Source organism: Niveispirillum sp. GW835-FHT14G11, from assembly GCF_058793615.1.
Genome location: NZ_JBXAFZ010000002.1, coordinates 139036 through 158657 on the forward strand (window position 1 = coordinate 139036; position 19622 = coordinate 158657).

General features: G+C 64.5%; 18 protein-coding genes. 6 read left to right on the top strand and 12 right to left on the bottom strand.

What is annotated here, in order from left to right; translation table 11 throughout:
* Positions 1-57 precede the first annotated feature (57 nt).
* Complete coding sequence (locus AC1Q7F_RS04235; protein WP_492504133.1) at positions 58-468, bottom strand: nuclear transport factor 2 family protein; 411 nt, start codon at positions 466-468, stop codon at positions 58-60.
* A 365-nt stretch (positions 469-833) separates the two neighbouring features.
* On the opposite strand from AC1Q7F_RS04235, the gene AC1Q7F_RS04240 reads away from it, so the two are divergent.
* The 3 genes from AC1Q7F_RS04240 (at position 834) to AC1Q7F_RS04250 (ending at position 4999) form a co-directional block, all read left to right on the top strand.
* Entirely contained in the window at positions 834-3071 is a 2238-nt protein-coding gene (locus AC1Q7F_RS04240) for a TonB-dependent receptor (protein WP_492504135.1), read from the top strand.
* A gap of 63 nt (positions 3072-3134) precedes the next feature.
* Positions 3135-4157: an NADP-dependent oxidoreductase gene (locus AC1Q7F_RS04245; protein ID WP_492504137.1), complete on the top strand. Its 1023-nt coding sequence runs from the start codon at positions 3135-3137 to the stop codon at positions 4155-4157.
* 17 nt (positions 4158-4174) lie between these two features.
* The gene (locus tag AC1Q7F_RS04250) at positions 4175-4999 is read left to right on the top strand and encodes a ThuA domain-containing protein (protein ID WP_492504139.1); all 825 of its coding nucleotides are present in this window, start codon (positions 4175-4177) and stop codon (positions 4997-4999) included.
* A gap of 4 nt (positions 5000-5003) precedes the next feature.
* Here the strand turns inward: AC1Q7F_RS04250 and AC1Q7F_RS04255 are convergent, their stop codons facing one another.
* Genes AC1Q7F_RS04255 through AC1Q7F_RS04265 form a run of 3 tightly spaced genes read right to left on the bottom strand, consistent with a single transcriptional unit; the run spans position 5004 to position 7382 of the window.
* Complete coding sequence (locus tag AC1Q7F_RS04255; protein WP_492504140.1) at positions 5004-5786, bottom strand: SDR family oxidoreductase; 783 nt, start codon at positions 5784-5786, stop codon at positions 5004-5006.
* 12 nt (positions 5787-5798) lie between these two features.
* Complete coding sequence (locus AC1Q7F_RS04260) at positions 5799-6608, bottom strand: SDR family NAD(P)-dependent oxidoreductase (protein WP_492504142.1); 810 nt, start codon at positions 6606-6608, stop codon at positions 5799-5801.
* 12 nt (positions 6609-6620) lie between these two features.
* A complete protein-coding gene (locus AC1Q7F_RS04265) occupies positions 6621-7382 on the bottom strand; it encodes an SDR family NAD(P)-dependent oxidoreductase (protein ID WP_492504144.1) in 762 nt (253 codons plus the stop codon).
* Positions 7383-7690: 308 nt separating this feature from the next.
* Between AC1Q7F_RS04265 and AC1Q7F_RS04270 the strand changes: the two genes are divergently transcribed.
* Together AC1Q7F_RS04270 and AC1Q7F_RS04275 are read left to right on the top strand one after the other, a co-directional pair.
* Positions 7691-8869 (top strand): aromatic ring-hydroxylating oxygenase subunit alpha, encoded by a 1179-nt coding sequence (locus AC1Q7F_RS04270; protein WP_492504146.1) that lies wholly within the window; start codon positions 7691-7693, stop codon positions 8867-8869.
* Positions 8870-8893: 24 nt separating this feature from the next.
* Complete coding sequence (locus AC1Q7F_RS04275; protein ID WP_492504148.1) at positions 8894-9238, top strand: putative quinol monooxygenase; 345 nt, start codon at positions 8894-8896, stop codon at positions 9236-9238.
* Positions 9239-9349: 111 nt separating this feature from the next.
* Here AC1Q7F_RS04275 and AC1Q7F_RS04280 read toward each other — a convergent pair whose 3' ends face one another.
* The 3 genes from AC1Q7F_RS04280 to AC1Q7F_RS04290 all read right to left on the bottom strand — a co-directional run bounded on the left by AC1Q7F_RS04280 (position 9350) and on the right by AC1Q7F_RS04290 (position 12635).
* Positions 9350-9856: an RNA polymerase sigma factor gene (locus AC1Q7F_RS04280; protein ID WP_492504150.1), complete on the bottom strand. Its 507-nt coding sequence runs from the start codon at positions 9854-9856 to the stop codon at positions 9350-9352.
* 260 nt (positions 9857-10116) lie between these two features.
* The gene (locus AC1Q7F_RS04285; RefSeq protein ID WP_492504152.1) at positions 10117-11742 is read right to left on the bottom strand and encodes a dipeptide ABC transporter ATP-binding protein; all 1626 of its coding nucleotides are present in this window, start codon (positions 11740-11742) and stop codon (positions 10117-10119) included.
* Positions 11739-12635 (bottom strand): alpha/beta fold hydrolase, encoded by an 897-nt coding sequence (locus tag AC1Q7F_RS04290; RefSeq protein WP_492504154.1) that lies wholly within the window; start codon positions 12633-12635, stop codon positions 11739-11741. The genes AC1Q7F_RS04285 and AC1Q7F_RS04290 overlap by 4 nt, the downstream gene beginning before the upstream one ends.
* Positions 12636-12816: 181 nt before the next feature.
* On the opposite strand from AC1Q7F_RS04290, the gene AC1Q7F_RS04295 reads away from it, so the two are divergent.
* Entirely contained in the window at positions 12817-13455 is a 639-nt protein-coding gene (locus tag AC1Q7F_RS04295) for a GntR family transcriptional regulator (protein ID WP_492504156.1), read from the top strand.
* 4 nt (positions 13456-13459) lie between these two features.
* On the opposite strand, the gene AC1Q7F_RS04300 is transcribed toward AC1Q7F_RS04295, so the two are convergent.
* The 5 genes from AC1Q7F_RS04300 to AC1Q7F_RS04320 are packed head-to-tail and all read right to left on the bottom strand — an operon-like array spanning position 13460 to position 19500.
* Entirely contained in the window at positions 13460-14278 is an 819-nt protein-coding gene (locus tag AC1Q7F_RS04300; RefSeq protein WP_492504158.1) for an ABC transporter permease, read from the bottom strand.
* Positions 14275-15219 (bottom strand): ABC transporter permease, encoded by a 945-nt coding sequence (locus tag AC1Q7F_RS04305; protein ID WP_492504160.1) that lies wholly within the window; start codon positions 15217-15219, stop codon positions 14275-14277. The genes AC1Q7F_RS04300 and AC1Q7F_RS04305 overlap by 4 nt, the downstream gene beginning before the upstream one ends.
* Positions 15216-17882, bottom strand: a complete 2667-nt coding sequence (locus AC1Q7F_RS04310) for an ABC transporter substrate-binding protein (RefSeq protein ID WP_492504162.1) — start codon at positions 17880-17882, stop codon at positions 15216-15218. The genes AC1Q7F_RS04305 and AC1Q7F_RS04310 overlap by 4 nt, the downstream gene beginning before the upstream one ends.
* Complete coding sequence (locus AC1Q7F_RS04315) at positions 17879-18724, bottom strand: alpha/beta hydrolase family protein (RefSeq protein WP_492504164.1); 846 nt, start codon at positions 18722-18724, stop codon at positions 17879-17881. The genes AC1Q7F_RS04310 and AC1Q7F_RS04315 overlap by 4 nt, the downstream gene beginning before the upstream one ends.
* A complete protein-coding gene (locus AC1Q7F_RS04320; RefSeq protein ID WP_492504166.1) occupies positions 18721-19500 on the bottom strand; it encodes an MOSC domain-containing protein in 780 nt (259 codons plus the stop codon). The genes AC1Q7F_RS04315 and AC1Q7F_RS04320 overlap by 4 nt, the downstream gene beginning before the upstream one ends.
* Positions 19501-19622 lie beyond the last annotated feature (122 nt).

Here is a 19622-nt window from a genome sequence, read left to right on the forward strand (position 1 = left end):
TGGATTGGGGAAGACACTGAAGTGGGCCGGCACCAACAGGGCCGCCCCGCTGCATTTTCACCCATGAGCCCGCGCGACAGCCACCGTCACAGCGGCGCTGTCATAGTAATAGGGTTTGATCGCTGCCACCCGCCCATCCGGGGCGAAATGGAACACCTCCACCAGTTCCAGCGGCTCGCCCACCGGCGGAACCAGTTGCAGCAGATAGACGACATGATCACCGGCCGCCATCTTGTTCATCACCTCGATCCGCGCCTCACCCAGCGCGGTGCTCAATACCTTCGCGTACAGTTCGCGCAAGGCACCCTTGCCACTATAGGTACCGGCAAACGGCAGCGTCTGCGCCTCCGTGATCACCAGATCCTCGCACAGCATGGTTTCGGCCAGGGACCAGCTCCCCGTCGCTGTCGCGGCATAAAGGGCTTCGGCAGTGGCCAGGTTACGGATGGCCGCATCGGTCAGGGTCACTTGTTTCCTCCATCATGGGGCGGTGGCGGACGGACACGATGTCCATCCGGACCGCATTTTTATGATTTATGAATCGACAGTCATTAAACGGGGCCCGCACCCGGCTGTCAAGCCCGGCACGTAACCCTCTTCGTCTAGGGAGTTCCCCTTAAATCCAATCCGATTTCATCCAGAAATCGACCGTCGAATTTGAAAGGTGGATTGACGCATGGTCATGCCATGAATATAGTGATTAATGACTCATCAATCATCTCTTCTGGACAGGAATGAACCGCCGTTCCGATACGCGAAAGCCGGTCCCCAGCCCGAAAGAGTCGCTGCAAACAAGCCCACAAAAAAAGACATCCACAGGGAGGATATCCATCATGGCTTGCGCACCCACCTTGCGTTCCACCCTGCTGGCGGCCGCGGCCCTGGTCCTGACCAGCACCCCGCCGGCGCTGGCACAGGCCATTGGGGGCGCATCCGGCACCCAGATCGACGCGCTGGAAGAAATCATCGTCACAGCCCGCCGCCGGTCCGAGACCTTGCAGGAGACGCCGCTGGCCGTCACAGCCATCACGCCGGCACAACTGGAGAGCAAGGCGACCCTGAATATCGGCGACCTGATGGGCTCTGCCCCCAATGTGCTGATCACACAGCAGAATTCTGGTGCTGCCGCGGCCAATGTCTCCATCCGCGGCCTGTCTTTCGCCGACGTCGAAAAATCCTTCGACCCGACGGTGGCCATCGTCGTCGACGGTGTTTTCATCGGCACCAGCACGGGCGCCTTCCTGGACTTCTTCGATATCGACAGTATCGAGGTGCTGCGCGGCCCCCAGGGCACGCTATTCGGCCGCAACACGATCGGCGGTGTGATCAATATCCGCCGCTCGCGCCCTACTGGGGAAAATGGCGGCAAGCTGGAGGTCAGCTATGGCAGGTATAATACCTGGGCCACGCGCGCCATCCTGAACACCAGCCTGATTGAGGATAAGCTGGCCGCCAAGTTCTTCTATTTCCACAATGAAAGCGATGGCTACTACCGCAACGGCATCACCGGCAAGCGGGTCGGCGGCAATAATAACGAGAATTTCGGTGCCAGCTTCCTGCTGACCCCGACCGACAATTTCGAGGCCCTGTTGACCCTGGAAAAGCAGGTCCAGGATTTCGACCCGGTCAATTCCAACATCTCCAAGACGGGGGAAGTGTTCTGCGCCTTCACACCGGCCAACCAGTGCAACCGCAACACGCGGTCGGACCTTTACACGGTCTTCAACAGTCCGGCCCATTCCAACTACAAGTCACCGGCGGCAACGCTGGAGATGAACCTGGACACGGACGGCATCGACTTCACCGCTGTCACCGGCTATCGCACCTCTGACGAGGCGCAGACCCAGGATTTCGACGCGTCGTCTGCCGATCTCTACTATACCAACCGCATTCAGGATTATTGGCAGTTCAGTCAGGAACTGCGCGGGGCCGGTAATCTGACCGACAGTTTCGACTATGTGGTCGGCGGCTTCTATTACGAGAGCAAATTCGATCTGTTCCAGGCCACGCGCCTGTTCGGTGCGGTCAACCCCGCTGCCGACCAGTATAATACCGGTCGCGCCAAGTCCTACGCCCTGTTCGGCGACTTCAATTGGAAGCTGGCCGACCAGTGGCGCCTGTCGGGCGGCGGTCGTTGGACGCGAGATGAGAAGCAACAGATCAACCGGGTCGGCACGGCGCAATATCCCAACGCCAAATATAGCGGCAGCAAATTCACGCCCAAGGTAGTGCTGGATTATCGCCCCGACGACAACAACATGCTCTACACGTCCTGGTCACGGGGTTACCGTTCCGGCGGCTTCTCCAGCCGCGGGCAGACCTTGGTCTCCTCCACCACGCCGTTCGGGCCGGAGACGGTTGACAGCTATGAGGCCGGTGTCAAAAGCGCGCTGCTGGAGAACCGTTTGCAGGTGAATCTGGCCGGATACCTGTCGGACTATAGCGACCTGCAGCAGAACACCACCATTCCGACCACGGTTGGCACGGGCAACGAGACCATCGTCTCCAACGTGGGCAAGGCCAAGATCAAGGGGCTTGAACTGGATGTCACCGCCCGTGTCACCCATGATTTCAAGGTCACGGCGTCGCTGGGCATCCAGGACAGCAACTTCAGCGGCTTCATCACTACCGCCCCGAACGCCGCCGGTACGCTGGTCAATTTCGACTACTCCGATGTGAAGATGATCTACTCGCCGGATGTTACCGGCTCGCTGACGGCGGAATATACCGTCCCGGTCAGCATGGGCGATCTGGTGTTCAGTGGCAGCTATCGTTACATCGCACCCTATGACCAGCAGATTTCGCTGGGCGCCACGCAGGTCGACGCGTCCGGCAATGTGACGGTCCTGTCCAACGATCCGCGCGTGCGGTCGGACAAGCAGAACCTGTTCGATGCCTCGGCCACGCTGAATTTCGACATGGGTGACAACAAGGGCAAGGTGACGGTCTATGGCCGCAACCTGTTCGATGATCGCGGTCCGAATGCCGCTTTCACCGTCGCCGGGCTGTGGTCCTTCTCTTCCGGGCGCGAGCCGCGGACCTATGGCATCTCGCTGGGTTACGAGTTCTGAGACCGACCTGGCAGGATCAGAGCGGTCCTGCCGGGTCTCTTCTTTTGTGAGGGAGCCTGTCTGATGGCAGTCAATCGCCGCATCACTCTGCGCGCGCACCCCAACGGCAATCCGCAGCCCAGCGATTTCGCCCTGATAGAGGAAGCGATTCCCCAGCCTGGCCCTGGTCAGATGCGGGTTCGCAATCTCTATTTCTCCATGGAACCGGCCATTCGCGGCTGGCTGGATGGCAAGGACAATTATTTCCAGGCCATTCCCTTGGGTGGCGTCATCCGTGGCCCCTCGCTGGGGGTGGTGGAGGTCTCCAACCTGGACGGCTTCAAACCCGGTGACCATGTCTGGGGCCTGACCCATTGGGAGGATTATTCCATTCTGTCGGTAGAGACCATTCTGCTGGAACGGCTGGATGTCAGCTGGAACGTGCCCCTGTCGCATTATGTCGGCGCCCTGGGGCCATCGGGGCTGACCGCCTATGTCGGATTGCATGATGTCGGCCGGATCAAGGCGGGGGAGACGGTTGTCATCTCTGCCGCCGCCGGTGCGGTGGGCAGTGTGGCCGGACAGATCGCCCGGTTGCGCGGCTGCCGCGTCGTCGGGCTGGCCGGATCGGCGGAAAAAACGGCGATCCTGACGGAGAAGCTGGGTTTCCACGCCGCCATCAATTACCGCGCCGTGGGTGACCTGGGGGCCGCTATCGCCGATGCCTGCCCCGACGGGGTGGATGTCTATTTTGACAATGTCGGCGGCCGCACCCTGGATGCCCTGCTGCCGCGCATGCGGGATTTCGGGCGCATCGTCTGCTGCGGCATGATTTCCGACTATAACAACCAGGCCAGCCCCACGCCCGTCCACAATCTGTGGCAGGTGGTGGCCAAGCAATTGACCATGCGCGGCTTTCTGCTGTTCTCCCACATCGACACCCTGCCCCAGGCACGGCACGACCTGCACCAATGGGCGGCGGACGGAAAGCTGGTGGCGCTGGAGAATGTCACGCATGGCATCGCCAACGCACCCGACAGTTTCTGCCGCCTGATGGCGGGGGAAACGGTCGGGAAAACGGTCCTGGCGGTGGACTGGCCTGACTGAACCCGCGGGCGGCAGCCATGGTCATCCGGTATGATGCGCCAAAAAAACTGCTGCTGGTCACGCGGGGGCACCCGTTCGACCAGCCCTCTTTCTTCGCCCTGTTCGATGCGTTGGACGGCTTTGCCTGGGCCCATGTCGAGCATCCCGCCGCCCCCTATCTGTTGGAACCGGAGCGGCTGGTCGAATTCGACTGCGTGGTTTTCTATGACATGCCGGGCCTGCTGTTCCACCCTGGCCAGCCGGTCAGGCCGGTCGAACCGCCGGCGATGATGAAACGCGGCATGGAACGGCTGCTGGAGCAGGGAAAGCCGCTGCTGTTCCTGCATCATGCCCTGGCCGGCTGGCCCGCCTGGGACCGGTGGTCACAGATCATCGGCGGGCGGTTTCATTACAGCCCGGATGCCGCACGCGGCCGGCACGACAGTGGCTATCGCCATGATGTCGACCATCATGTGCGGGTGGTGGCGGAGCATCCGGTGACGGCGGGTCTGGGAACCGGCTTCGACATCACCGACGAGTTGTATCTGGTCCAGATCGATGAAGATGACAAGCTGCCCCTGCTGCGCAGCGACCACAGCTTCATCCGCGACAATTTTTATTCCGCTGACCTGGCCGTGCAGGGGCGGATGTTTTGTAATAAGGACTGGCACCATCCGCCCGGCAGCGACCTGATCGCCTGGGCCAAGCGCGCGGGCAATGCGCCCGTGGTCTATATCCAGTGCGGGGATGGCCCCACGGCCTACGGCAACCCGGCCTATCGCCGGCTGATCACCAATGCGGTGAACTGGCTGACCGGGCCGGACGCGGCGCAATGGGCTCAAACCTTCGGGTCAGCGCCCTGATCATTCACCGGCTGGTATAGCCGCCATCAATGACCAGCTCCGATCCCACCATATAGCTTGACGCCGGTGAAGCCAGGAACAGCACGCCGGCGGCGATTTCTTCTGGCTTTGCCTGGCGGCCGATCGGGTGCATGGCGTTTACGGCCTGCGTCGCCTGCTCCACCGACGCCATCGACCCCAGTTCCACATAGCGGTTGATGATATCCTGGATCATGGCCGTTCCCACCGCACCCGGATGGACGGAATTGACCCGGATCGGGTAGCCGAGGGCACAGAATTCCAGCGCCGCCGACTTGGTCAGCATCAGGACCGCCGCCTTGGAGGTGCAGTAGGCGGCATTGAACGGCGCCCCGCGCAGGCCGCCCACCGACGAGATATTGATGATGGACGCCCCGCCCGGCCGGTCGCCCCCGGCCTCACGCAGCATCGGCAAGGCTGCCTGCATGCCCAGCAGCGTGCCTTCGACATTCACCGCCTGACACAGCCGCCATTGTTCCAGGGTGGTTTCCGCGATGCTGGCCACCAGTGGGATGCCGGCATTATTGACCAGTACGTCCAGCCTGCCGTGCCGCTTGCGGATATCCCGCATCAAGGTGGACCAGGCGTCACCGTCACGCACATCCAGCACGGCCCTTTCCCCCGCCACGGGGGCCGCGTCGGCCGGCCATTGACGGTCGGCGGCCACGACATAGGCCCCCGCGTTTGACAGCGCGGTACAGATCGCACGGCCAATGCCACCCCCCGCCCCGGTCACCAGGGCGACGGCCCCGCTCAGATCCTGGCTCATCACCCTTTCCCCCTATTGTGCCGTCCAGCCGCCATCGACCACCAGTTCCGACCCGGTCATATAGCTGGCATCGCTGCTGGCCAGAAACGCAATGGCCGCGGCGATTTCATCAGGCTGGGCCAGACGCTTCACCGGCGTCATGCCGGCAATGGCGTCCATCAGGTCCTGGGCCTTCGCCGCCTTGCCCTGATCGACCCAGCGCTGCATGCCGACATGCAGCAGCGGCGTTTCCACAAATCCCGGATGGATGGAATTGACCCGGATCGGCTTCTGCGCCTGGGCAAACTCGATGGCCACCGCCTTGGTGAACAGGCGCACCGCCCCCTTGCTGGTATTATAGGCCGATGTCTCGGCAAACCCGACCAGCCCCATGATGGAGGCGACATTGATCACGCTGGCCCCACCCCGCCGCCCTGCCCCGCCGGCCGCCAATGCTGCCGTAAAGGTGCGCACGCCCAGGAACACACTATCGACATTTACCGCCATCAGCCGGTGCCAGGCGGCAAGGCTGGCCTGATCCACAGGTCCCACCATGTCGGTGCCGGCATTGTTGACCAGAACGTCCAAGGCGCCCCAGCGGTTCTCCACCCAGCCGCGCGCCAGATCCCAATCGGTCTCCGACGTGACATCCAGGCGCAGATAAACACCCGCCGGACCCAGCCGGCCCAGGACCTGCCCCACCAGCGGGTCATCGGGCGGCGACAGGTCGGTGACGATAACCTGCGCCCCTTCCGCCGCCAGCCGTTCGGCCGTGGCCAGACCGATCCCGCGCAAGGCGCCGGTCACCAGGACCAGCGCCCCCTTCAAACCGCGATCAAGCATATTGTCCCCCGGTCACTGCGCCCACATGCCGCCATCGACATATAGCTCGATACCCGTGATGTACCGGCTTTCGTCCGAGGCCAGGAACAGCACGGCATTGGCGATGTCGTCGGGCTCGCCCATCCGGCGCAACGGGATCGCCGCCATCAGCGCGTCCTTCACCGCTTCGGCACTGACGGCCGCCTGCTTCATCATATTGGTCCAGATCATGCCTGGATGGATGGAATTGCAGCGGATATTGTCGGGCGCCCCTTCGATGGCGATGGTCTTGGTCATGGTCCGTACCCCGCCCTTGGCCGCCGCATAGGCAGACAGGCCGTGGATGCCCAGCGTCCCCGCGATAGAGGACAGGTTGACGATGGACCCGCCCCCCGACCGGCGCATCAGGGGCAGGGCCGTCTTCACGCCCAGGAAGGTGCCCACCAGATTGACATCCAACTGGCGCTGAAATTCCTTGGGCGTGGTGTCGTCGATGCTCTTGGTCAGATGGATGCCGGCATTATTGACCAGGATGTCCAGGCGGCCGAACCTTTTATCCGTTTCCGCGATAACATGGGCCCAATCCTCCTCCGACACCACATCATGGCGCAGATGGATGGCCTCTCCACCCGCGTCGCGGATAGCCGCGGCGCAAAGGCCGGCGCCCGCTTCGTCCATGTCGGTGGTCACCAGCCGGGCCCCCTCGGCCGCCAGACGGCAAGCCGTGGCATAGCCAAGGCCGGGATTGGACGACGCACCCGTGACAAGGGCGACCTTGCCTTGCAAACGACCCATCTGACATCCTCCCGATCTCTATCAGGGCCGGCGGGCGCGGGCCGCTGAGAAACGCGCCTTGCCCGCATTGGACCTTTTTTACGATTTATGATTCATTAGTCATTAGTTGATCGAAGCCGGCGACCTGTCAAGCGGCAACCGCCGCTGGAAGGCCGTTTTATTCAAATTCGCTGAAACACCATCGAACCTGCCTTGACAAGCCAATCACGGACAGTAACGATGACGTATGAATCATAAATCATCGTGGATGTCCTGTCGGCGGCCCAGACCGTTCGCAGCGCCGCTTTGAATGATATATGGGGAGTGAGATGACGGCGCTTGCGGAACAGATCAACCGGTCGGTTGAAGCGATGCTTACCTATGTGGAGACGCAGACCACGGATCAGGCGGCGGACATCCTGAAGGTGCCGGCCCGTGACTATCTGGACCCTGCCCGGTTCGAGCGGGAGATGGCCCTGATCTTCAAGCGCCTGCCCCTGATGCTGGCCCTGTCCATCGAACTGCCCAACCCCGGCGATTACAAGGCGATGGAGGTGATGGACGTCCCCGTCCTGCTCACCCGCGACCGTGAGGGGCGGGTGCATGCCATGCTGAATGTCTGCACCCATCGCGGCGCGCCTCTGGTCAAGCCGGGCCAGGGATCGGCCAGCCGCTTTTCCTGCCCCTACCATGCCTGGACCTTCCATAATGACGGCCGGCTGTTCGCCGTGTCGGAAAAGGCCAAGTTCGGAGAAGTGGACAAGGATTGCCACCGCCTGAAACAGCTTCCCTGCCAGGAAGTGGCCGGCATGATCTTCGTGATCCTGACGCCGGGCCTGGATATCGATGTGACATCCTATCTGGGCGGGATGCTGGCCGATCTGGAGAGCCTGGATTTCGGCAAATGGCACTTTTGCGGCAACCGCGACATCTTTGGCGCCAACTGGAAGATCGCCTATGACGGTTATCTGGAGGGCTATCATTTCGCCACCGCCCATCCGGATACGGTGCATCCGCGTACCTTTTCCAACATCATGCATTTTGACGGGTTCGGCCCGCATCTGCGCATCGGTTTCCCCCAGCGCAGCATCGGCACGCTGCGCGACGTGCCGCGCGACGAATGGCATCAGCATCAAAATGACGGGTACGATTTCGTGCGTACCCTGTTCCCCAACCTCTCCATCTTCGTGGCCCCGGAAATCGCACAGATTGCGCTGTTGTTGCCGGGTCCGACACCGGGGCAGAACCGCACCATCCTGACCTATGTCACCCCCCACGCACCGGCGGACGAGGCGGAGCGTGAGAAGATGGCCATGATGGCCAGCTTCTTCGGCGATGTGACCAATCAGGAGGATTATGTGCTGGGCCTGTCCATTCAGAAGGGGCTGGAGGCGGGCGGGCTGGAGCATGTCACCTTTGGCCGTAATGAACGCGGCAACCAGTATTTCCACCGCTGGGTCGATCATTACCTGAAGGATGATCCGGCCGCCGCCCCGCCCAGCCTGTGAACCATCCGATCAAGGACGAAGATAATGCCCATCGTCATCATGGCCACGCTGGACGTGGACCCCACCCTGCGTGCGCAGTTCCTGGCGGATGCCGATCCTTTGATCCAGGAGGCACTGGGGGAGGATGGATGCGTTGAATATAGCTGGGGTGCCGATCACAAGAACCCGGCGCGTGTGAACGTGTTCGAGGAATGGCGCGACGAGGCGGCCCTGCGCGCCCATTTCGCGGCCCCCGCCTACAGCACCATGGTCGGCCTGCTGCAGAAGGCCGGCATGACGGCGGCAGAGGCCCGCAAATACCGCGTCGACCTGATTGAGCCCGTTTATGACCCGCAGGGCCAGGCCAGGGCCGATTTCTTCACCGCCTGAACGACCAGGGCTGCCGGATCGGGTGGATTGCGTCAGCAACCGCGATCAGCCTTCTGCTGCAATGTCGCTGGATGTAGGGGCAGGATTTGACCGATGGTATGGTGGGGCGTTTCAGTAAGCGCCCACCGCCAGGCGGCAGCAGCGCGTTGCCTTGTTGATGTTCTTCTCCACCGTGGACAGGCAGACACCCAGCATGTCGGCGATTTCGTAGTTCCGGAACCCTTCTGCCCTGCTCAGCCAGAATATGCGCCGGGCCAGTTGCGACAGTGCGGACAGATCCCGCTCCATCTGCCTTATCTCGTCGCGCAGCGACATGATCGCCTCCGCGTCGGGTTCCGGGGCTGGCAGGTCGTGATTGTCCGCGATATCCACTGTCCGTGCCGTGGTGCGCACGAAGCGGCGGTGATGGTCGATCATCAGGTTGCAGGCGATCTTGAACATGTAGGAGCGCAAGTCCGCGATCGACATGTCACCGACCGTCCCGATCAGGCGGATATAGGTGTCCTGCAATATATCCTCCGCCGTCTCGGCGCAGCGTGTGCGCGACAGCAGAAAACGGCGCACCTCCTCATGGTGCTGGCGATAGGCGGATTCTATCCGTTCGGACCCGACCGGCATCTGTCGTCCCCCACACATAAGCTGTCCCTGGGCATCCAGGCGGCCGGGCATGCATCCGCCCATCGCGAAAAGCTGCCCCTTGCCGGGGCGCTCGCGTTCTGTCCTGCCTGGATGATGGAGATAGTCTACAAAATAGTTACCAATTTACCAACCTATTTTATTGGGGATTTTGGCGATTCTTAACGCTGAAGCGCGCATACGCAAACGCCCGGACCGTTGCAGGGTCCGGGCGTCGGGAACTGCTTGGAAGCGTCGGAAACTCAGCCGTTCATCGCCCTGGGCACGAAACGGTATCCACCCCCGGACATCGGCTCCACGCAGGGCGTGGCGGCAACCAACTGGGCGGTATAGGGATGTCGGGGCCGCCGAAACAGTTCGGCCGTCGCCCCCTGCTCCACCAGCTTTCCATGGTGCAGCACGGCCAAACGGTCGGCCACATGCTCCACCACGCCCAGATCGTGGGTGATGAACAGGCAGCCGAAGCCCAGGCTGTCCGACAATGCGCGGAACAGGTCCACCACCTGCTTCTGCACCGTCAGGTCCAGGGCGGCCACCGGCTCATCCGCGACGATCAGCCGGGGTTCACAGGCGATGGCGCGGGCGATGTTGACGCGCTGACGCTGCCCGCCGGAAAGCTGATGCGGCAGGCGCGGTCCGAAGCGGGCCGGGTCCAGATGCACGCGCTCCAGTGCCGTGGCCACGCGCCGTGCCCGCTCGGCGGCATCGATACCGGCGAACAGCAGCCCCTCCCCCACTATGCCGGCCACGGACATGCGCGGGTCGAGCGCCGCCATCGGGTCTTGAAAGATATATTGCACGCGGCGCTCATGGGCGCGCAGATCGGCCAGGCGACGACCCTCCACCAGGATCTCTCCGGCATGGAAGGGCTGCAGCCCCGCCACCGCACGGCCCAGTGTGGTCTTGCCTGATCCGCTCTCCCCGATCACGGCCAGCGTCTCTCCGGCACCCAGATCCAGGTCGATGCCGTCCAGCGCTGTCACGGGCACCGGGCGGCGCCAGGGCCAACCGCCACTCGGCTGGAAACGCACCGACAGGCCGCGCACCGATAACAGTTCCGCAGGCTTGTGCACAATGGGCGCCACCACCGGCGGCGGTCCCGGCAAGGCGGAAAGCAGCAGGCTGGTATAGGGATGCGACGGTGCGGCGAACAGCGCGGCCGGCGGTCCGCCATCGACGATCCGGCCCCTTTCCATAACATGCACCTGTTCAGCGGCCTGCGCCACCACCGACAGGTCATGGGTGACGATCAGCACCGCACAGCCCAAATCCTGGGCCGCCAGCCGCAGCAGTCCGATCACGTCGGCCTGCACCAACACGTCCAGCGCCGTCGTCGGCTCGTCCGCGATGATCAGCTTGGGTTCTGTGATCAAGGCTGCGGCCAGCATGACGCGCTGGCGCATGCCGCCCGACAATTCATGCGGGTAACGGTCCAGGCAGGTTTCCGGATCGCGGATGCGCATGCGGTCCAGCATCGCGATGGCCCGGCGGCGACATTCATGCCGGTCCAGCCTTCGATGGATGCGCAGCGCTTCGGTCAGCTGCAGGCCGATCTTCAGGGTCGGGTTCAGGCTGGACAGCGGTTCCTGGAAGACGAAGCCGATGCCGCCGCCGCGCAGCCGGCGCAAAGCCGTCTCGTCGGCCGTCAGCAGGTCCTGCCCGTCCAACCGCATTTCCGCCGCCGACAGCGTCGCGCCAGGCGGCAACAGACGGATCAGGCTGCGGCTCAGCAACGTCTTGCCCGATCCTGATTCACCAACCAGGGCCGCCACCTGCCCTGCCGCCAGGGTCAGGTCAATGCCGCACAGCACGGGTTCCGCCATGCCGTCAAAGCGGATGGACAGGTCGCGGATGGTCAGCAGGCTCACGGGGTCCCCTTTCCATCCGTCAGCCGCGCCAGTTCGGCGCGCAACGCGGCGTTGAAGGTGGCCGGCGTCTCCATCATCAGGAAATGGCCGGTGCTGGGCAGTTCCAGAACACGGGCGTCAGGTCGCACGGCAGCGATGGCGGCACGGTCGGTGCCGCGCCCGGCGGCATTGATCAGCACCAGCGGTACCGCCGCCAGCGCCTTCATGGCCGCCGCCGTGTCATAGGCGTCAAGCGCCGTCGCCAGTCGGATGGCCAGGTCCGGCGACCCGGCGGCCATCCCTTCTGCCACCGCCTTGACCAGGGCCGGGTCGGCGCCCGGCGTGAAATAGCTGTTGGCGACCATCTCCAAGGTCCCACCCCGGAAATCGGCCCGCATCATCGCCTCCAGCCCGGCCATGCGGGCGGGATCGCGCGGGGTTCCGGGACGCTTCAGCGTATCGACACCCACCACGCCCTTCGCCTGTCCGCCCAGCCGGCGGGCCGCGTCCAGCGCCACCGGACCCCCCATGGAGTGGCCGATCAGAATGATGGGATCGCCTTTGGCGGCATCGGCGGCCACCTGGGCTACTGCCGCCCCCAGCCCTTCCATCCCGCCATCGGCCGGCACGGCACCCGCCTGTCCATGGCCCGGCAGGTCCAGCGTCACCACGCGGTAGTCGGCGGCCAGCACCGGTACCTGAAAATTCCAGTGCGACCGGTCGCACATCCAGCCATGGACCAGGACCAGCGTCACCGGCCCTCCGCCATAGGTGTCATAGGCCAGCGGCCGTCCATCCGGCAGGGTGATGGCCACGGTCATAGCCGGCGGCAATCCCCGGTCGGGCACCATGCCGGACAGGGCGGGCGCTGGCAGGGCCAGCGCCAACAGCAGGGCGAAGGTGCCGCTTCTCATGTATTTTCCCTTCTTGGCGGATGGCGGCGGCTTTACGGCCCCGCTATGCTTCTGCCCTGGAAGACGATTGGGCAAGGGCTTTACCGTATGGGGCCAAGTCCGGGAAATGGGTCCGGGCAGCGTCATTACAGGGTAGACGGACCATGACCAGCGCTACCCCGGCGCTGCGGGAGGATGAGTGATGCTTAATCTGCGGGCAGCCGACGTGACCACGCGGCCCAAGTCCGAACCCCTGTTCGACCGCATGCGCGCCCATATCCTGGAGGGCCGCTTCCCCCCCGGCCAATGGCTGAAGCAGGCCGACCTGGAGGCCCAATATGCCGCCAGCCGGTCGGAGGTGCGGGCCGCACTCAGCAGCCTGTCCGATCGCGGGCTGGTAGAATATGTGAAGAACCAGGGGTTCCGCGTCTCCAACCGCGACAATGACGACATCCGCGACGTGACGGAGATGATCGTGGTGCTGGAGGGCGCGTCGGTGCCCGCCATGGTGGCCAATGTCACCGACGCCGACCTGGACGAGTTGGAGGAACTGGCGCGGCAGTTCGAAGCGCTGACCAGGCGCGGCAACCATGCCGAACTGCGCCTGGCCAACTACACTTTCCATGCAAGGCTGAATGCCCTGGGCAGCAACAGGATGATGGCCCAGGTGATTCAGAACCTGCGCGAATGCTGCGTCGTTGGCCCCTTCAGCCGCTATGCCAGCTTTGACGGGCTGCAGGCCAGCAGTGCCGAGCATTTCGCCATCCTGGCGGCGTTGCGGGCGCGCGATGCGGTCAGGCTGGCCGACCTGATGCGCACGCACGCATCGCATGTGGATTGACCCGCTACGCGCGCCGCGGGTCGAACCGGTCGCGCAGCGCATCGCCCGTCAGGTTGATGCACAGCAGTGCCAGCGCGATGGCCAGCCCCGGAAACACCGACAGCCAGGGCGCGTCGCCGATGAAGCCCTGGCCTTCTGCCAGCAGCCCGCCCCAGCTGGGATGCGGCGGCGGCACGCCCAGGCCCAGGAAACTGAGCACGCTTTCCGACAACAGCGCCTGCGCGAAATATGAGGTGGCCAGCACGGTCACCGGGCCCACCACGTTGGGCACGATATGGCGGGCGATGATGAACCAGTGCGGATGGCCGAACAGGCGTGCGGCTTCCACATAGGGCATCGCGCGCAGCGACAGCACGCTGCCGCGCACAACACGCGCCACATTGGGCGTGTAAGCCAGGCCCAGGGCGAGGATCACCCCGCCCTCGCTGGCACCCATGACCGCGATCAGGGCGAGCGCCAGCAGGATGCCCGGCATGGCCAGGAAGGCATCGACCAGCCCGCCGATGACCCGGTCCACCATGCCCCGGAAATAGCCGGCCGCCGCCCCCAGCACCAGCCCGGCCAGCAGGGCCACGCACACCGTGGCGATGGAGACACGCAGCGACACACCGGCCCCGACCAGCAGACGGGACAGAAGATCGCGCCCGAACTGGTCGGTACCCAGCCAATAGGTGGCCGACGGTGCCCGCAGGCGGGTGGCCACATCCAGCGCCAGTGGATCATGCGGCGTGTGCACGGCCCCCCACAGGGCAGCCCCCGCCAGCAACAGCAGGCCGGCAACGGCCATGGCATAGATCGGGCGGTGGGCGAAGGTCCGGGTCATGACGACGACACCCTGGGATCGAGAAGCGGATAGAGCAGGTCGACGCCCAGATTGACCAGCGCATAGACCAGCACGACGAAAAGCAAGGTGCCCTGGATCACCGGATAATCGCGGGCATAGATGGCCTCCACCAGGAACCGGCCCAATCCCGGAATGCCGAACACCGTCTCGATGGCCGCCGTGCCACTGAGCAGGCTGCCCAGGATCAGACCCAGCAGCGTCACGGCCGGGGCCAGGGCGTTGCGGGCCACATGCCGGCGCAGGATCAGTCCTTCGGGCAAACCCTTGGCGCGGGCATAGGCGACGTAATCCTGGCCCATCACCTCCAGCGCGCTGGACCGTACCATGCGGGTGAGGATCGCCGTTTCCACGCAGACCAACGCCGCCACCGGCAGCACCACATGCTGCACCCATTCCCCGGCATTGTCGGCGATGGAGACGAAACCCAGGGTCGGCAGCCAGCCCAGCTGTACCCCGAACAGCAGGATCAGCAGCAGCCCCATCCAGAAGCTGGGGACGGAGACCAGGATGGTGGCGCCCAGCACGATCACCCGGTCGGCGCCCCGGTCGGCATGGCGCGCCGCCAGAAGGCCCAGCGGAATGGCGGCCAGCGCCGACAGAAGGAAGGCCGGCACCACCACCTGCACCGTCACGCTGAACCGGTGCCACAGCGCGTCCATCACATCCTCCCCCGTCATGAAGGAGGTGCCAAGATCGCCCTGGATCACATGGCCCAGCCAGATCAGGTATTGGGCCGGCAGCGGCCGGTCCAGCCCCATCTCTGCCCGCACGCGGGCCAGTTCCTCCCCGCTGGCCAGATCGCCCACGATCAGGGCGGCCGGATCACCCGGCACCAGCCGCAGCAGCAGGAAGATGACGGCGGAAACGACCAGCAGGGTGGGCAGCGTTCCGGCCAGCCGGCGCAGCGCCACGGCGATCATGAGGAACCTCCGGTCGCCGGCGCCATCCACACCCCCCACAGGCGGGGCCGCCCGAAGGCCCAGGGCTGGTAACCCTGCATCCGCGCCGTGGAAACATCGATGATATGGTCGTTATAGAGGCCGATCATCGGCACATCCTCGCGCATGCGGCGGTGGATCAGGTCCAGTTCGGCCTGCAGGGCGGCGGTATCGGTCACGCCCTCGATCCGTTCCAGCGCCGCCATGGCCATCGGGTCCTCCCATTGGAAGCTGGCGCGCAGCGACTTGGAGCCGGTGAAATTGCCGGCCATCAGGGCGGGATGGCTGCGCGCCGAATAGCCGAAGGAGGATATCTGGAACCGGCCATTGAAGAAGTTCGACAATTGCGTGGCCCAGTCCATCACCTCGATCCGGACATTGAATCCGGCGGCCGTCAGCATGGCCTGCGCCGCCACGGCATTGTCGAACATGTAGGAGAAGCGACGGTTGGCCTGGATCACCAGTTCCTGGCCGTCATAACCGGCTTCGCGGGCCAGCGCACGGGCGGCGACGGGATCGTAGGTCAGCCATTGATCGTGCGCTTCCGTGTGAAAAGGGCTGAGCCCCTGGGTGGCCGATGGGTTGGGCCGGGCCAGCCCGAAGCTGGAAATCTCCGCCACCAGGGGGGCGGAGATGGCCTGGGCGATGGCCCGTCGCAACCGCACATCCGACAGAAGCGGGTCACGCGATTGCATCAGCAGCACCGTCCAATCCAGCGTGTCATGCCGGTAGAGGCGGATATCGCCCCGCTTCTCCTGCCGCCGCTTCAACTCACCATAGGCGGCCAGCGGCACGGCGAAGACCAGGTCCATATTGCCGGCATAGACGGCGGACTTGGCCGCCAGCCGGTCGGGCACCACGGTGAAGATGATCCGGTTCAGCCAGGCCTTCTTCTCCCCCGTCAGCCCGTCGCGCGGCTCGGTCCGGGAGACATAGCCCTCAAACCGGTCCAGCGTCACCGATTGCCCGCGCTTCCATTCGCCCAGTCGATAGGGGCCTGTGCCGATAGGTGCGCGCCATTGCCCGTCCGGCCCGACACTGTCGGGATGCAGGATCGGCGTCTGGCATTGCAGGTTGGCCATCCGGTCCAGGAACAGGGCACTGGGCTTGTTGAGGTGGAACCGCACGGTACGATCATCCACCATTTCCACCTGCTCCAGCTTCAGCCCGTTCGCCCCGCGCCCATCATAATATTCACGGCAGCGGAAGCCCGTGGCCGGGTCCATCAGCCGATCCCAGCTCCATTTTACCTCCCGTGCCGTCACGGGGGCGCCATTATGAAAGGTCAGGCCGGGGCGCAGCACGAAGCTGTAGGTGCGGCGGTCGGGGGACAGGGTGACGCTTTCCGCCAGCAGCGGTGCGACGCTCAGATCGTCGCGATAGGCCACCAGCGCCTCACCCACATGGTACAGCACCGTGTCCGTGTTGCCGTCGCGCAGTACGCCGGGATTGGTGGACAGGATGTCGGAATTGATCGCCACCCGCACCTGTCCGCCATAGTATGGTTGGCCTGCGCCTGCGTCCGGAACGACAGGTACCAGCAGCAGCGCCAGGACAGTCGCGGTCGCCGCGGCCTTCGCCCGGCGGCGCACGCGGCGGCGGGCCAGCCACATCCAGAAGCCGGTAACGACCAGGGCCGCCAGCCCCAGCCCCTCCAGCGTCACCACAAATCCGCGTGCGGGCCCCATCCATTCCCCGCTATGCAGCGGCAATATCCAGTCGATGACCTGCTGGCCTGGCGGGCTGTCATTGGCATCGGCATAGACGATCAACTCCCCCGTCGCGCGGTCCAGGCCGGCCATGTGGTGGGCGCGCGGATTGACCGCGTCGTGATCCTGCATGACCACACCCAGCAGCCGGTATTGCAAGCCGAAATGCCGGATCTGTCGCAACTGACCATCCGGGAACCGGGCCAGCAACATGGCAAGCGCCTTGGCCTGCCCCACGGGTTCGGTGCCGGGCGGCACAGGCGGCAGGTCGATGGCAAGGGGGGGATTGACGGGCGCCATCATCTCCACCGCCGGTCCCACCAAAGGTTCGGCAATGACCAGGGATGCCGCCGTCACCATGACGATCAGGGGCAGGGCCAGCAACGCCGCCGGAACCACATGCAGATCGCGCAGGAAACGCATCCGCCCCTTGCCGCGATGGATGGTCAGCGCCCGGATATAGCGCCCGGCCGGCGGCCACCACACGATCAACCCGCTGACCAGCATGAACAGCAGCACCAGAGCCTCGGTCAGCAGCACGGCATGGCCGGCCGCCCCCATCATCAACGACACATGCAGCCGATCGGCCAGTTGCAGCGGATAGCGCCAGAGCGGACCAATGGACCGGATGTCGCCGGTGGCGGGATCGACATGGGCGATCTCCAGACGCCCCGCCCGATCCTCCAGCCGCGCCACCAGCGGCAATCCATCGGGTGGCGTGATGATACGCTCCAGCCGATGTTCCGGTCGGGCGTCGCGCAGATTTTCCATGATCTGGTCCAGCGGCAGTTCCGCCACCACCGGCCCGGCGCCATAGAACAGGCCCATCAGCGCATCGCGGTTGGTGATCAGGATGCCCGTCACGGCCTGCAGCAGGATCAGCAGACCCAGCGCCAGCCCGGCCCATTTATGCAGGCGGATCAGCAGGGGCTTCATGGCACCACCTCCCCCGCCAGCACGTCGCGGAAAAATTCACGGGTCTTCTGGATGACCGAGGTCACGTCATGCGTGGCGCCGGACACCGTGTCCAGCCGCACGCAGGCGCCATGGGTCCGGAAGCTGTCGGCCAGGGTCCGCAGCCGGTCGCCGCGCGTTGCGCCGGCATCATTGGCCCCTTCCACATAGTGGCGGTCGCCCGGCTGGAAGGTGATTTCCCAGGTCTCGTTATCGGCCTCGCCCACCACGAAATGCATTGGAATGCCGCGCACCCCATCCGGGTCCACGTCAATGCCGAAAATCTCCCGGCAGTCCTTCACCCCCACCCACCAGGGTCGGGCGGGGTCCAGCAGGGTCACCGATCCCGGCGCGCCCACGGACGCGGCACGGACCCGGTGCGGGTGCAGGATGGTGAAGCGATGGGTGAAATGCCCGCCGCCGGAAAAGCCGAACATCAGCACCTTGTCGCCCGACACCCCGTACTGGCCCGCCACCTGGTCGATCATGTCCAGCATGACCAGATCGTAGCGGATGTCCCCTTCCCGCATGTACTTATAGCCACTCAGGTTGCCATCCTGCAGGACATTGGCCGGGAACAGCGGGGCCAGGACGATGCAGTTATTATATTCGGCAAATTCCGCGAACAGGTCGCGGTAGAGCGACTGCATCCGCCCTGTGCCATGGACGGAGACCAGAATGGTGGTCTTCGTCCGGTCCAAACGGTCCAGCCGGTGCGGCACATAAAGCGCATAGGCGAAACGTGGGTCGCGGCGGCAGGAGAAGATGGTGGTGGCGCCCAGATGATAGAGGGCGCGCAACTGGTCCTGTTTGTCGTCACTCATGCCATGCCCCCATTCTCCAGCGGCTGTACCTGCACCCCGTCGCCCGGCCTGATCTCCCCGCCCTCAATCACCGCAGCATAGACGCCCATGACATTGGCGCCGAACTCTCGGCGCAGCACCAGGGGCAGGTTGATATCCACCTCCCCCCTTTCCAGGTTCACGGCCGTGGCGGCGCAGCGGGTGATGGGTTTCACGACACGCAGCAGGGAGGCGCCGACGCGGATATCCTGGCCGGCCACCCATTGCTTCTCCGCCCAGGGGGCCAGCCCCTCCAGATTGAGGTTGCCGCGAAAGCGCAAGGGGTCCAGGACCGTCCCCACGATGTCCGACAGCGCTTCCACACTGGTCAGATTGATCAGCGACAGATGCCGGTCGGGAATGTCGGCAAACATATGGCCGGGGGCCGTTACCAGGCTGGGCCGCCCCTTCAGCCGCTCGCCATAGGGGGCGGCGACCGCCGCCAGCGCCGCCGCGTCCGCCGGATCGTCCAGATCAGCGGTCAGCAGCACGTGGCCATCGGCCGACAGGGTAACATGCCGTCCATCATCGGCGAAGGCCGCGTGCAGCCGCGCCAGCCGGGGATGGTTCATCAGCACCAGAAACCTGCTTTTCGACAGATGCGTAGGCGCTGCCGGATCGAACCCGCTATCGGGCAACGCGATGGCATAGGCGCGGTCACCGGCAAGGGACTGCCCGGGCCGGAGCGTGGCGGCGGACAGGCTTTGGCCTGTCATGCCCTTGATGGGATAGCGGTAGATCGACTGCACTCTGCCCATGACGGCGGCTCCCCCCCGCATATCGTTCGATGGTCTTCGCCTGCTGTGACGCTGCCGGGGGCAAGGAACCGGACGCGGGCCGGAAAATTTCCCGGCCGACCGGTACGGAAACCGGCCGGGAC

Coding starts and splice junctions, on each gene's coding strand:
- AC1Q7F_RS04240 (WP_492504135.1), top strand. CDS start 834: ATGGCTTGCGCACCCACCTTGCGTTCCACCCTGCTGGCGGCCGCGGCC.
- AC1Q7F_RS04245 (WP_492504137.1), top strand. CDS start 3,135: ATGGCAGTCAATCGCCGCATCACTCTGCGCGCGCACCCCAACGGCAAT.
- AC1Q7F_RS04250 (WP_492504139.1), top strand. CDS start 4,175: ATGGTCATCCGGTATGATGCGCCAAAAAAACTGCTGCTGGTCACGCGG.
- AC1Q7F_RS04255 (WP_492504140.1), bottom strand. CDS start 5,786: ATGAGCCAGGATCTGAGCGGGGCCGTCGCCCTGGTGACCGGGGCGGGG.
- AC1Q7F_RS04260 (WP_492504142.1), bottom strand. CDS start 6,608: ATGCTTGATCGCGGTTTGAAGGGGGCGCTGGTCCTGGTGACCGGCGCC.
- AC1Q7F_RS04265 (WP_492504144.1), bottom strand. CDS start 7,382: ATGGGTCGTTTGCAAGGCAAGGTCGCCCTTGTCACGGGTGCGTCGTCC.
- AC1Q7F_RS04270 (WP_492504146.1), top strand. CDS start 7,691: ATGACGGCGCTTGCGGAACAGATCAACCGGTCGGTTGAAGCGATGCTT.
- AC1Q7F_RS04275 (WP_492504148.1), top strand. CDS start 8,894: ATGCCCATCGTCATCATGGCCACGCTGGACGTGGACCCCACCCTGCGT.
- AC1Q7F_RS04280 (WP_492504150.1), bottom strand. CDS start 9,856: ATGCCGGTCGGGTCCGAACGGATAGAATCCGCCTATCGCCAGCACCAT.
- AC1Q7F_RS04290 (WP_492504154.1), bottom strand. CDS start 12,635: ATGAGAAGCGGCACCTTCGCCCTGCTGTTGGCGCTGGCCCTGCCAGCG.
- AC1Q7F_RS04295 (WP_492504156.1), top strand. CDS start 12,817: ATGCTTAATCTGCGGGCAGCCGACGTGACCACGCGGCCCAAGTCCGAA.
- AC1Q7F_RS04300 (WP_492504158.1), bottom strand. CDS start 14,278: ATGACCCGGACCTTCGCCCACCGCCCGATCTATGCCATGGCCGTTGCC.
- AC1Q7F_RS04305 (WP_492504160.1), bottom strand. CDS start 15,219: ATGATCGCCGTGGCGCTGCGCCGGCTGGCCGGAACGCTGCCCACCCTG.
- AC1Q7F_RS04310 (WP_492504162.1), bottom strand. CDS start 17,882: ATGAAGCCCCTGCTGATCCGCCTGCATAAATGGGCCGGGCTGGCGCTG.
- AC1Q7F_RS04315 (WP_492504164.1), bottom strand. CDS start 18,724: ATGAGTGACGACAAACAGGACCAGTTGCGCGCCCTCTATCATCTGGGC.
- AC1Q7F_RS04320 (WP_492504166.1), bottom strand. CDS start 19,500: ATGGGCAGAGTGCAGTCGATCTACCGCTATCCCATCAAGGGCATGACA.